Genomic DNA, 13438 nt, shown 5'->3' with positions numbered 1-13438 from the left:
TGCGGCCTGGGAAGGGGAGAGACTCAGCAATCCGTGAATTTCGGACGTCCGGGGCGACACACCGGGCGGGAAACTGAGTCACAGGGGTAACACCAGGCACACTAGTAACTGTCAACTTCGCCTGGAGGGTGTTGCCGTGTACCGAGTTTTTGAGGCGCTCGATGAACTGAGCGCAATCGTGGAAGAAGCCCGCGGCGTGCCGATGACGGCAGGCTGCGTCGTGCCCCGCGGCGATGTCCTCGAGTTGATCGACGACATCAAGGACGCCATCCCCGGCGAGCTCGACGACGCCCAGGATGTGCTCGACGCGCGCGACGGGATGTTGCGCGAGGCCAAGGAGCACTCCGACCAGATGGTGTCGACGGCCACGGCCGAGGCCGACTCCGTCCTCAACCACGCCCGCGCCGAGGCCGATCGGCTGCTCGCCGATGCGAAGGCCCAGGCCGATCGGATGGTGTCCGAGGCCCGCCAGCACAGCGAGCGGATGGTCGGCGAGGCCCGCGAGGAGGCCAATCGCGTCGCCGCCACCGCCAAGCGCGAGTACGAGGCCAGCACCGGACGGGCCAAAACCGAGGCCGACCGGCTCATCGAGAGCGGCAACCTCGCCTACGAGAAGGCCGTGCAGGAAGGCATCAAGGAGCAGCAGCGCCTGGTGTCGCAGACCGAGATCGTGCAGACCGCGACCGCCGAGGCGACCCGGTTGATCGACTCGGCGCACGCCGAGGCCGACCGGTTGCGCGGCGAATGCGACATCTACGTCGACAGCAAGCTCGCCGAATTCGAGGACTTCCTCAACGGCACGCTGCGCTCGGTCGGACGCGGTCGCCACCAGCTTCGGACCGCCGCCGGCACGCACGACTACGCGGCGCGCTAGCTCCGGAGGTCGCCGAAAAACCTCGCCGTAAAATGGGTGATTATGGCGACGCATGCCAAAGCGGCGACGCATCGCGCGTCACAATCGCCGCTTGTGATCAACATTTCCCGGCTGGGGAGACGGCCCGGCTCGATGATGGCCGTCTCCGAGACGGTGCCCAGCCCGACGCGGATCGGCCTCGACCTGGTCGGCATCGACGAGGGCGCGCCGCTCGCGCTCGACCTGCGGGTCGAGTCGGTGTCGGAGGGCGTGCTCGTCAGCGGGACGGTGTCGGCGCCGACGTCGGGTGACTGCGCCCGCTGCCTGACCCCGGTCACCGGCGACGTCGAGATCGACCTCACCGAGCTGTTCGCCTATCCCGACAGCGCCACCGACGAGACCACCGAGGCCGACGAGGTCGGGCGCGTGGTGGACGACACCGTCGACCTCGAGCAGCCGATCATCGACGCCGTGGGGTTGGCGCTGCCGTTCGCCCCGCTGTGCGGTCCGGACTGCGCCGGCCTGTGTCCCGACTGCGGCGTGGCGCTGGCCACCGCCGAACCCGGCCACCACCACGAGCAGCTCGATCCGCGCTGGGCCAAGCTGGCGGGCATGTTCGACACAGTCGGCGGAGCCGACGATCCCACTGAGGACACGCGTGACTGACCGCGCCGCGCTGCTGGCGGCGCTGGGCGTCGACCTGCCCGACGAACTGCTCACCATGGCGCTCACCCATCGCAGCTACTCCTACGAGAACGGCGGCCTGCCGACCAACGAGCGACTGGAGTTTCTCGGCGACGCCGTGCTCGGGTTGACCATCACCGAGGAGCTCTACCACCGTCATCCGGAGCGGTCCGAGGGCGATCTGGCCAAGCTGCGCGCCAGCATCGTCAACACCCAGGCGCTCGCCGACGTCGGTCGCCACTTGACCGACGTCGGGCTCGGTGCCTACCTGTTGCTCGGTAAGGGCGAGTTGAACTCCGGTGGCGCCGACAAGGCCAGCATCCTCGCCGACGGGGTCGAATCCCTCTTGGGGGCAATCTATTTGGAACACGGCAACGCGGTCGTCCGCGAGGTGATCCTGCGCTTGTTCCGCCAGCTCTTGGACACGGCGCCGACGCTGGGGGCCGGGCTGGACTGGAAGAGCAGCCTGCAGGAGCTGACCGCATCACGGGGCTTGGGTGCGCCGGCGTACGTCGTCACGTCGACGGGGCCCGACCACGACAAGGAGTTCACCGCAACGGTCGTCGTCACCGACACCGAGTACGGCACCGGGGTCGGACGCACCAAGAAGGAGGCCGAACTCAAGGCGGCCGCGGCGGCGTGGAATGCGTTGTCCGCCACCGAGGTAGATGCCTGAGCTTCCCGAGGTCGAGGTCGTCCGGCGCGGGTTGCACGCGCACGTCGTCGACAAGACCATCACCGCTGTGCGCGTACATCATCCGCGCGCGGTGCGCAGGCACGACGCGGGGCCGGCGGATCTGACCGCACGGCTGCTCGACAGCACGATCACCGGTACCGGGCGGCGGGGTAAGTACCTGTGGCTGACGCTGGACGACGGCTCGGCGCTCGTGGTGCATCTGGGGATGAGCGGACAGATGCTGCTCGGGCCGCTGCCGCGGGAGAACCACCTGCGCATCGCCGCGCTGCTCGACGATGGCACGGCGTTGAGCTTCGTCGACCAACGCACGTTCGGCGGGTGGATGCTCACGGACATGGTCACCGTCGAGGGAACCGATGTCCCGGTGCCCGTCGCACACCTCGCGCGTGATCCGCTCGACCCGCGCTTCGACCGCGACGGTGTCGTGAAGGTGTTGCGCGGCAAGCACTCTGAGATCAAGCGCCAGCTCCTCGATCAGACCGTCGTATCGGGCATCGGCAACATCTACGCCGATGAGGCGCTGTGGCGGGCCAAGGTCAACGGCGCCCGGCCGGCATCGTCGCTGACGCGGGTGAAGCTCGCCGAACTGCTCGACGCGGCCGCCGAGGTGATGCGGGAGGCGCTCGATCAGGGTGGGACATCGTTCGACTCGTTGTATGTCAACGTCAACGGCGAGTCGGGCTACTTCGACCGGTCGCTGGACGCCTACGGCCGCGAAGGCGAGCCGTGCCGGCGCTGCGGGGCGATCATGCGGCGGGAGAAGTTCATGAACCGCTCGTCGTTCTACTGCCCGAAATGCCAACCGCGGCCGAGGGTACGACGAACCGCGCCGAGACCGACGTAATGGTCGATTGCACGCGCACTTTTCCGCCAATACGTCGGTCTGGGCGAAGATGGGGCCATGACCGAACTCTGGGTTGAGCGCACGGGGGAGCGCCGCTACGTCGGCCGCAGCTCGCGCGGTGCGGAGGTGCTCGTCGGCAGCGAAGACGTGGAGGGCGTCTTCACCCCAGGCGAGCTGCTGAAGATCGCACTCGCGGCGTGCAGCGGGATGGCCAGCGACGCGCCGCTGCGGCGACGGCTAGGCGACGACTACCGCACGACGATCCGCGTCTCCGGGCCGGCCGACCGCGAGCAGGAGCGTTACCCGCTGCTCGAGGAACACATGGAACTCGACCTGTCCGGCCTGTCGGAACAGGAGATCGCGCGGGTACTCACGGTGGTCGAGCGTGCGATCGACCAGGTCTGCACGGTCGGCCGCACCCTCAAATCCGGGACCAAAGTGACGTTTGAGGTACATGATGCAGGAGTTAGCTGAGGTACGACTGACCGCGTGGGTGCACGGGCACGTGCAGGGCGTCGGATTCCGGTGGTGGACCCGCGCCCGCGCACTCGAACTGGGGCTGACCGGATTCGCAGCGAACAAGCCCGACGGCCGGGTTCAGGTGGTCGCCCAGGGCCCCCGCGAGTCCTGCCGGCGGCTACTTGACCTGCTGCAAAGCGGTGAAACGCCGGGTCGGGTCGACAACGTCGTCGCCGACTTCACAGAACCTCGCGACTCGCTACAAGGGTTCACCGAGCGATAGCCGTCGCGGCGGTAGTGTGGCACGTCGTGCACCTCAAGAGTCTGACCCTGAAGGGCTTCAAGTCGTTTGCTTCGCCGACGACTCTGCGCTTCGAGCCAGGCATCACCTGCGTGGTCGGACCCAACGGCTCGGGCAAGTCGAACGTGGTCGACGCGCTCACCTGGGTGATGGGGGAGCAGGGCGCCAAGACGTTGCGCGGCGGCAAGATGGAAGACGTCATCTTCGCGGGCACATCGTCGCGGCCGCCGCTGGGCCGCGCCGAGGTCACGGTGACGATCGACAACTCCGACAACTCGCTGCCGATCGAATACTCCGAGGTGTCGATCACCCGGCGGATGTTCCGCGACGGTGGCAGCGAGTACGAGATCAACGGCAGCAGTTGCCGGTTGATGGACGTCCAGGAACTGCTGTCCGATTCCGGTATCGGCCGCGAGATGCACGTCATCGTCGGCCAGGGCAAGCTCTCCGAGATCCTCGAATCGCGGCCCGAGGACAGGCGCGCGTTCATCGAGGAGGCCGCCGGCGTCCTCAAACACCGCAAGCGCAAGGAGAAGGCGGTCCGCAAGCTCGACGCGATGTCCGCCAACCTCAACCGGTTGACCGACCTGACCACCGAACTGCGCCGTCAGCTCAAACCGCTCGGGCGCCAGGCCGAGATGGCCCGTCGCGCGCAGACCATTCAGGCCGATCTGCGCGACGCCCGGCTGCGCCTGGCCGCCGACGATCTCGTCACCCGCCGCGCCGAGTTCGAGAACACCAATCAGGCCGAGACGACGCTGCGACGTGAGCACGACGAGATCGCCGCCCGGCTGGAGGCCAAGACGGCCGAACTCGCCGCTCACGAGGCGGCCGTCGGGGGCCTGAGCGAACGCGCTGACGCCGCCCAGCAGACGTGGTTCGCGCTGTCGGCGCTCGCCGAACGCGTCAGCGCGACGGTGCGCATCGCCAGCGAGCGCGCCCAGCATCTCGACACCGAGCCGGAGGCGTCGACGGGACCGGATCCCGACGCGCTGGAAGCCCAGGCCGACGAGGTCGCCGAGCGGGAGCGCCAGCTGCTCGCAGAGCTGACCGAGTCACGCGGCAAGCTCGAGGCGGCCCGCGCGGAACTCGCCGACCGCGAGCGCATCGCCGCCGAGGCCGAACGCGCGCACATGGCGGCCGCGCGCGCCGAGGCCGACCGCCGTGAAGGCCTGGCCCGGTTGGCCGGCCAGGTCGACACCATGCGCACCCGAGTGGAGTCGATCGACGAGACCGTCGCCCGGCTCACCGGCACCATCGACGAGGCCGCCACGCGGGCGCAGCAGACGCAGGCCGAGTTCGAGACCGTTCAGAGCCGGGTCGGCGAACTCGACGCCGGCGAGGTCGGTCTCGACGAACACCACGACCGCACCGTCGCGGCGCTGCGCCTCGCCGACGAGCGCGTCGCCGAACTGCAGGCCGCCGAGCGCGGCGCCGAACGTCAGGTCGCCTCGCTGCGCGCGCGTATCGAGGCGCTGTCGGTCGGTCTGGACCGCAAAGACGGCGCGGCCTGGCTGCAGAAAAACCGCGGCGGGGCAGGGCTTCTCGGGTCGATCGCCAACCTGCTGAAGGTGCGCAACGGCTACGAGGTGGCCGTCGCGGCCGTGCTCGGCGCCGCGGCCGATGCGGTGGCCGCCGAAAGCCCCGGCGCCGCACGCGATGCGGTCGCCGCGCTCAAGGAGTCCGACGGCGGCCGAGCCGCGATCGTGCTCAGCGACTGGCCGAATCACGAAGCGGCACAGACGCAGTCGTTGCCCGAGGGCGCGGTGCGTGCGGTGGACATGGTCGAAGCGCCGCCGCGGCTGCAAGGTGCGGTGCGGGCGATGCTGTCCGACGTCGTGGTGGTGTCGGATTTGGCCGCCGCGCTCGATCTGGTCGCGTCCCGTCCGTCGTTGCGGGCGGTAACCACCGACGGTGACCTCGTGGGCGCGGGTTGGGTCAGCGGCGGGTCCGATCGCAAACCCAGCACGCTGGAGATCGCGTCCGAGGTCGAGAAGGCCCGCGCCGAGCTCGCCGAGGCCGAGAGGCAGGTCGGGGAGCTGTCGGCGGCGCTGTCCGGAGCGCTGGCCGAACAAGCGAGCCGTCAGGACGCCGCGGAGCAGGCGCTTGCGGCGCTCAACGAATCCGACGCCGCGATCTCGGCGATCTACGAGCAGCTGGGCCGGCTCGGTCAGGATGCGCGTGCCGCCGACGACGAGTGGCAACGGCTGATCCAGCAGCGAAATGAGCTGGAAGCCAACCGCTCCCGCACCGTCGAGGAACTCGCACAGCTCGAGCAGCGACTGCACAACGCGCAGCAGGAACCGACGTTCGAGGCCGAGCCCGTCAACCGCCAGGAGACGACGGCCGCGGCAGAGGCGGCGCGCGCCGCCGAGGGGGAGGCCCGACTGGAGGTGCGCACCGCCGAGGAGCGCGCGAACGCCGTTCGCGGCAGGGCGGATTCGCTGCGCCGGGCCGCCGCGGCCGAACGTGAGGCCAGGCTGCGCGCCAAGCGTGCCCGCGAGGCGCGTCAGCACGCCGCGGCGGTGGCCGCCGCGGTCGCGGAGTCGGGTCGCGTTGTGGCACAACGGTTGAGCGCGGTCGTGGCGGTGGCGTCGCGCGCCCGCGACGAGGTCGCCGCCGAACGGCAGCACCGCGCCGCCGCGCTGGCCAAGGCGCGCGACGAGGTCAACGAGCTCACGGGCAAGTTCAACGGCCTCACCGAGGCGCTGCACAAGGACGAGGTTGCCAAGGCCCAGGCCGCGCTGCGGATCGAACAGCTCGAGGAGCAGGTCCTCGAGCAGTTCGGCATGGCGACCGCCGATCTGATCGCCGAGTACGGGCCCGACGTACCGCTGCCGCCAACGGAATTGGAGATGGCCGAGTTCGAGCAGGCGCGCGAGCGCGGCGAGCAGGTGACCGCGCCCGCCCCGATGCCGTTCGACCGGGCGACCCAGGAACGGCGCGCCAAGAAGGCCGAACGCGAGCTCAACGAGTTGGGCCGGGTCAATCCGCTCGCGCTCGAGGAGTTCGCCGCGCTCGAGGAGCGGTACAACTTCCTGTCCACCCAGCTCGAAGACGTCAAGGGCGCGCGCAAGGATCTCCTCGACGTGATCGAGGACGTCGACGCCCGCATCCTGCAGGTGTTCACCGAGGCCTATGCCGACGTGGAACGCGAATTCACCCAAGTGTTTTCGACGCTGTTCCCCGGCGGCGAGGGCCGGTTGCTGCTGACCAACCCCAACGACATGCTGACCACCGGCATCGAGGTCGAGGCGCGGCCGCCCGGCAAGAAGATCAAGCGGCTCTCGCTGCTCTCCGGTGGCGAGAAGTCGCTGACCGCGGTTGCGATGCTCGTGGCGATCTTCCGCGCGAGGCCATCGCCGTTCTACGTGATGGACGAGGTCGAGGCCGCGCTCGACGACGTGAACCTGCGCCGGTTGATCAGCCTGTTCGAGCAGTTGCGCGAGCGGTCGCAGCTGATCGTGATCACCCACCAGAAGCCGACCATGGAGGTCGCCGACGCGCTGTACGGCGTCACCATGCGCGATGACGGGATCACGGCGGTGATCAGCCAGCGCATGCGCGGGCAGGAACTGGTCGGCGCCGCCAACTGATCGGCGATCTGTGCACCGTTCGGCGCGCTGAGCGCAACACGCGGTGCACAAACCGCGGCCCCGAGGGGGCGCGGGGGCGTCGGCGCGACTCTCCTTGAGACAATGGCGCCGTGACAGATGCTGGCTCGATGGGTTTGTGGATCGCGATCGCGGTCATCGCCGTTTTGTTGGTCACCGCGCTCGTCATCGGGCTGGTCCGGTATCGACGCCGGCGCATTCGGCTGTCGAAGACCGACACGGCCACCCCGATCGACCGGTCCGGCGGCTATACGGCCTCCTCAGGCATCACCTTCTCGCAGTCTGCGCCCGCCGCGCCCGCCGAACGCATCGACACCACCGGCCTGCCCGCCGTCGGCGATGACGCCACGATCCCGCGCGATGCACCGAAGCGCCCGATCGCCGATGTGCAGTTGCCCGAGCCGCCGGTCGAGGAGCGACCCGCGCCTCCGGCCGAACCCGCGCCCGTCGAGCCGCCCCCCGCCGAACCGGCTCCCGTCGTCGAGGAGCCTGCCGAGCCCGCACCCGCTGAATCGGCGCCCGTCCTCGACGAGATCGCCCCGACCGAAGGGCGCCTGGAACGGCTGCGCGGCCGGCTGTCCAAATCGCAGAACACGCTCGGGCGCAGCATGCTCGGACTGCTCGGCGGCGGAGACCTCGACGACGAGTCGTGGGAGGAAGTCGAGGACACCCTGCTGATCGCCGACCTCGGTCCTGTCGTGACCGAGTCGGTGGTCTCGGCGCTGCGGGCCCGGATGGCCAGCAGCCGGGTGCGCACCGAGGCCGACGCCCGCGCCGTGCTGCGCGAGGTCCTCATCGACGAACTACAGCCCGACCTCGACCGCTCCATCAAGGCCCTGCCGCACGAGGACAAACCGTCGGTGCTGCTGGTCGTCGGGGTGAACGGCACCGGTAAGACCACGACCGTCGGCAAGCTCGCCCGCGTCCTGGTGGCCGACGGGCGCCGCGTGGTGCTCGGGGCGGCCGACACCTTCCGCGCCGCCGCGGCCGACCAGCTGCAGTCCTGGGCGTCGAGAGTGGGCGCGCAGGTGGTGCGTGGTGCAGAAGGCGCCGATCCCGCGTCCGTGGCGTTCGACGCCGTCGACGAAGGCATCAAGGAAGGCGCGGACGTCATCGTCATCGACACCGCCGGGCGCCTGCACACCAAGACCGGGCTGATGGACGAGCTGGGCAAGGTCAAACGCGTCGTCAGCCGCCGGGCCGAGGTCGACGAGGTGCTGTTGGTGCTCGACGCCACCATCGGCCAGAACGGCCTGCCGCAGGCCAGGGTGTTCGCCGAGGTCGTCGACATCACCGGTGTGGTGCTGACGAAACTCGACGGAACCGCCAAGGGCGGAATCGTTTTCCGCGTTCAGCAGGAATTGGGCGTTCCGGTCAAGCTGGTCGGGCTCGGCGAGGGTGCCGACGATCTCGCGCCTTTCGAGCCTGCGGCGTTCGTCGACGCGTTGCTCGGCTAGTCGTTCGCGACCGCGGAAACATGAGCGTAACGCTTCTGGCGTGTCCGTTCACTTAACGGAAACGGAACAGAATCACCGGTGAAACTCCGGCAAAAGAGTCTCTTCGGGAGGCCGATCCGATCGGCGCACTTCCCAAGGAGGTTCACACAAAGTGGTTTCAGCCTTACCCCTTGCTCTACCCGATGATGCGTTCGCGCCGTTCGGCCCTGACGGGTTGAGTTCCGGCGACACCGCATGGGTACTCACCGCCGCGGCGCTGGTGCTGTTCATGACGCCGGGCCTCGCGTTCTTCTATGGTGGGCTATCGCGCCAGAAGTCCGTGCTGAACATGATGATGATGTCGTTCGGCACCCTCGGCGTCGTGAGCGTCATCTACGTGCTGTGGGGCTACTCGATGTCGTTCGCCTCGGCGCATACCGGCAGCAGCGACATCGCGGGCGTCTTCGACAACCCGTTTGCGTTGTTCGGGCTGAGCCCACTACTGGAAACGCTGGAAGTCGACGGCACCAGCCTTTACGTCATGGGCGGATTCGGTTCCGTTCCCGCGATCGTGTGGGCCGGCTTCCAGTTGACCTTCGCGGTCATCACCGTCGCCCTGATCAGCGGTGCGGTCGCCGAGCGGATGAAGTTCGGCACCTGGCTGGTGTTCGGCGGCATCTGGGTGACGCTGGTGTATTTCCCGCTCGCGCATATGGTTTGGGGTGGGGGTCTGCTGTCCGGTGCCGAGAACGGCATTGCGGCCAAGCTCTTCGGCGTCAGCGACGAAGGTGAAGCGAACGTGCCGCCCATCGACTTCGCCGGTGGCACCGTCGTTCACATCAACGCCGGCATGGCCGCACTGGTTCTGGCGATCCTGCTCGGCAAGCGGACCGGCTTCGGCAAGATCGCTTATCGGCCGCACAACATTCCGTTCGTGATGCTGGGCGCCGCGATCCTGTGGTTCGGGTGGTTCGGCTTCAACGTCGGATCCGAGGGCGCGGCCGACATGCTCGCCGGCCAGGTGTGGATCAACACGACCGCCGCCACTGCCGCCGCGATGCTCGGCTGGTTGCTCGTGGAGCGCCTCCGCGACGGCCACGCCACCAGCGTGGGCGCCGCCTCGGGCGTCGTCGCCGGCCTCGTCGCGATCACCCCTGCCTGCGGGTCGTTGTCGCCGATCGGCTCATTGATCCTCGGTGTCATCGCCGGTGCGCTGTCCGCTCTGGCGGTCGGACTGAAGTACAAGTTCGGTTACGACGATTCACTCGACGTGGTCGGCGTGCACCTGGTCGCGGGCCTGTGGGGCACCGTCGGCATCGGATTCCTGGCAACGGAGACCGGACTGTTCTACGGCGGCGGCTTCCAGCAGCTCGTGGTTCAGGTGGTCATCGCTTTGGCCGCGGTTATCTTCACTGGCATCATGACGGCGATCATTGCCTTTATCGTCAAGCCGTTGGGTTGGCGTGTCACCCCGGAGGATGAGGACACCGGCATCGATGAAACCGAACATGCCGAAACCGCTTACGAGCTCGTCTGATCGGCAACAATTTCCTCGGAAGGGATCGACTACATGAAGCTGATTACTGCGATTGTCAAGCCGTTCACGCTCGAAGACGTCAAAACCGGGCTCGAACAGACGGGTATCCTCGGGATGACCGTCAGCGAGGTTCAGGGCTACGGCCGTCAGAAGGGTCACACCGAGGTCTACCGCGGTGCCGAGTACTCCGTGGATTTCGTACCGAAGGTGCGAGTGGAGGTCGTCGTCGAGGACTCCGCCGTCGACAAGGTGGTCGATGTCATCGTCCAGGCCGCACGGACCGGGAAGATCGGTGACGGCAAGGTGTGGGTGAGCCCCGTCGACACCGTTGTCCGGGTACGCACCGGAGAGCGGGGAGCCGACGCCCTTTGAGCCGCTTGAAGAGCTGAGAATTCGTCTCCCGACCGATCACACGGCAAGCGACAATCGAGAGGGCGGGAGAGGGCGAGATGGCAAAGCAGGTACCTGGTCCCGCCGACGAGCGCGACGAGCGCGACGAGCGCTCGCGCGAGGAGCATTCAGCCGCCGACGAGCGCTCGCGCGAGGAGCAATCAGCCGCCGCCGGTGCCCCCCAGTGGGTGGTGCCGGCGGCGGCCTCGTCTCGTCCGGCCAACGACCTCGCGGCCGCGATCAAACAACTGCTGACAGGCGGTGCCCGCCAACTGGATTCGGCCGGCCTGCGCCACGCGCTGCAGGACCTGCACGAATTCTGGCTCACCACCAAGGCCACCGAGATCGGCATCACGCCCACCAGCGGCTTCGCGATCGTCGCCACCGGCGGGCTGGGCCGGGGCGAGTTCGTGCCGTACTCCGACCTGGACCTGATGCTGCTGCACGACAACATGCCGGCCGACGCTGTCGGCCAGGTGGCGGAGTTGCTGTGGTACCCGTTGTGGGACGCCAACATTCGCATCGACCACAGCGTGCGCACGGTGCCCGAGGCGTTGAAGGTCGCGGGGGAGGACATCTCGGCGGGCTTGGCGATGCTCGAGGCGCGCCACATCGTCGGCGATGCCGACCTCTCGACACTGTTGATCGGGGGAGCCCGTCGGCAGTGGCGCACCGGAATCGCCTCGCGCTTCGACGAACTCGTCGAGCACACGCGGGCGCGCTGGCAACGCAGCGGCGAGATCGCGCACCGCGCCGAACCCGACCTCAAATGCGGCCGCGGCGGCCTGCGCGACGTCCAACTGCTCAACGCGTTGGCGATCGCGCAACTGGCCGACGTGTACCCCAACCAGACGTCCGCGTCCCCGCTCGGGTCGCTGGGCGAGGCTCACATGGCGCTGCTCAACGTCCGCACCGAACTGCACAGGGTCGCCGGTCGCGGCCGCGATCTGCTGCTGGCGCAGCACGCCGACGAGATCGGCGCGGCGTTGCACATCGGCGACCGCTTCGATCTGGCGCGCATGCTCTCCGACGCCGCGCGCACCATCAGCTTCTACGTCGACGCCGGAATCCGCACGGCGGGCAACGCACTGCCCCGACGCGGGTTCGCGGCGCTGCGCCGTCCGGCTCGCCGGCCGCTCGACGAGGGGGTCATCGAATTCGCCGGCGAGGTGATCCTGGCCCGCGACGCCCGCCCCGCGCGCGACCCCGGCCTGATCCTGCGGGTGGCCGCCGCGTCGGCGACCACCGGATTGCCGATGGCCGCGTCGACACTGGCCCGGCTCGCCGAGGCCGCGCCCGAACTTCGCGCGCCGTGGCCCGCCCAGGCCCTCAAGGATCTGCTCGTCATGCTCGCCGCGGGCCCGTCGGCGGTGGCCACAATCGAGGCGCTGGACCGCACCGGTCTGTGGGGCCGGTTGTTCCCGGAATGGGGAGCGGTGCGCGACCTTCCGCCCCGCGACGTCGTGCACATCTGGACCGTCGACCGGCATCTCGTCGAAACGGTTTCGCGGGCAAGCGCTTTCACAACGCGGGTGTCGCGCCCGGACCTGCTGATGCTCGGCGCGCTGTGCCACGACATCGGTAAGGGACGCGGCGGCGACCACAGCGTCATCGGCGCCGAGTTGGCGACCCAGATCGGCACCCGGTTGGGGCTGTGGCCGTCGGACGTCGAGATCCTGTCGAAGGTGGTCCGCCACCACCTCCTGCTGCCGCACACCGCGACGCGGCGCGACCTGCAGGACCCCAACACGATCGCGGCCGTCGTCGATGCCCTAGACGGCGACCTCGTGCTGCTCGAGCTGCTCCATGTGCTCGCCGAAGCCGACTCGCTGGCGACCGGTCCGGGCGTCTGGGGTGACTGGAAAGCCTCGCTCATCGGCGACCTGGCTCACCGCTGCAGGACCGTGATGGCGGGCGAGCCGCTGCCCGAACCGGATCCCATTGACCCGCGGTATCTTTCGCTCGCCGCGGACGTCGGGGTGCATGTGGAGCTGTCGCCGGGAGACAGCCCGCACATCTACAACGTCACGATCATCGCGCCGGATCGGCGGGGCCTGTTGTCGAAGGCGGCAGGCGTGCTGGCGCTGAACTCGCTGCGGGTGCATTCGGCGTCCGTCAACGGACACGAGGGTTCGGCGATCAACACGTTCGTCGTCTCCCCGCATTTCGGCTCTCCGCCGGCGGCCGGGTTGCTGCGTCAGCAGTTCATCCTCGCGCTCGACGGCGAACTCGACGTGGCCGAGGCCCTGGATCGCCGCGAACGCGAGGCCGCGCAGTACGGCACCGCGCGGGCGGGCGAGGTGCCTGCCGCCGTCCCGATCAACCACGTCACCGCCCCGCCGCGCATCCTGTGGTCCGAGGGCGCCCGGTCCGGTGAGCTCGTCGTACAGATCCGCAGCACCGACCGCGCCGGCCTGCTGGCCCGGCTCACCGCCGTCTTCGAGCGCGACGGCATCGACATCGCCTGGGCGAAGGTGACCACCATGGGGTCCTCGGTGGTCGACTTGTTCGGGATCACTGCCGACCCGGGCCTGCGCGACGAGATCGAACGCGACCTGTACGCGGTGCTGCCGGCACCGCCTCCCCCCAAGCCGGTGTCCGAAGCGAGCTGATCACGGGCGTT

At 68.9% G+C, this 13438-nt stretch carries 11 protein-coding genes; all 11 read left to right on the top strand.

Annotated features, from left to right (window positions below; translation table 11 throughout):
- The first annotated feature begins 136 nt into the window (after positions 1-136).
- The 11 genes from sepIVA to A5752_RS26160 all read left to right on the top strand — a co-directional run bounded on the left by sepIVA (position 137) and on the right by A5752_RS26160 (position 13427).
- Positions 137-874, top strand: a complete 738-nt coding sequence (sepIVA, locus tag A5752_RS26210) for a cell division protein SepIVA (protein WP_067092150.1) — start codon at positions 137-139, stop codon at positions 872-874.
- A 42-nt stretch (positions 875-916) separates the two neighbouring features.
- Positions 917-1519, top strand: coding sequence for a YceD family protein (locus tag A5752_RS26205; protein WP_067092148.1), 603 nt, complete (start codon positions 917-919; stop codon positions 1517-1519).
- Positions 1512-2213: a ribonuclease III gene (gene rnc / locus A5752_RS26200; protein WP_067092146.1), complete on the top strand. Its 702-nt coding sequence runs from the start codon at positions 1512-1514 to the stop codon at positions 2211-2213. The genes A5752_RS26205 and rnc overlap by 8 nt, the downstream gene beginning before the upstream one ends.
- A complete protein-coding gene (gene mutM, locus A5752_RS26195; protein WP_067092144.1) occupies positions 2206-3078 on the top strand; it encodes a bifunctional DNA-formamidopyrimidine glycosylase/DNA-(apurinic or apyrimidinic site) lyase in 873 nt (290 codons plus the stop codon). Before rnc ends, mutM begins: the two co-directional genes overlap by 8 nt.
- A 57-nt stretch (positions 3079-3135) precedes the next feature.
- Complete coding sequence (locus A5752_RS26190) at positions 3136-3552, top strand: OsmC family protein (protein ID WP_067092142.1); 417 nt, start codon at positions 3136-3138, stop codon at positions 3550-3552.
- On the top strand, positions 3536-3820 hold the full coding sequence (locus tag A5752_RS26185; protein WP_067092140.1) for an acylphosphatase: 285 nt from the start codon (positions 3536-3538) through the stop codon (positions 3818-3820). Before A5752_RS26190 ends, A5752_RS26185 begins: the two co-directional genes overlap by 17 nt.
- 26 nt (positions 3821-3846) lie before the next feature.
- Positions 3847-7434: a chromosome segregation protein SMC gene (gene smc / locus A5752_RS26180; protein WP_197500736.1), complete on the top strand. Its 3588-nt coding sequence runs from the start codon at positions 3847-3849 to the stop codon at positions 7432-7434.
- A 128-nt stretch (positions 7435-7562) separates the two neighbouring features.
- Complete coding sequence (gene ftsY, locus A5752_RS26175; RefSeq protein WP_197500740.1) at positions 7563-8909, top strand: signal recognition particle-docking protein FtsY; 1347 nt, start codon at positions 7563-7565, stop codon at positions 8907-8909.
- A 151-nt stretch (positions 8910-9060) separates the two neighbouring features.
- Entirely contained in the window at positions 9061-10425 is a 1365-nt protein-coding gene (locus A5752_RS26170) for an ammonium transporter (RefSeq protein WP_067092133.1), read from the top strand.
- A gap of 33 nt (positions 10426-10458) precedes the next feature.
- Positions 10459-10797 (top strand): P-II family nitrogen regulator, encoded by a 339-nt coding sequence (locus A5752_RS26165; protein ID WP_018600748.1) that lies wholly within the window; start codon positions 10459-10461, stop codon positions 10795-10797.
- Positions 10798-10874: 77 nt separating this feature from the next.
- The gene (locus A5752_RS26160) at positions 10875-13427 is read left to right on the top strand and encodes a [protein-PII] uridylyltransferase (protein WP_082964077.1); all 2553 of its coding nucleotides are present in this window, start codon (positions 10875-10877) and stop codon (positions 13425-13427) included.
- Positions 13428-13438 lie beyond the last annotated feature (11 nt).

It is taken from the genome of Mycobacterium sp. 852002-51961_SCH5331710, from assembly GCF_001665535.1.
Lineage (GTDB): Bacteria > Actinomycetota > Actinomycetes > Mycobacteriales > Mycobacteriaceae > Mycobacterium.
The sequence above is the reverse complement of the archived record's forward strand: the minus strand, read 5'-3'. Positions and strand labels throughout refer to the sequence as shown.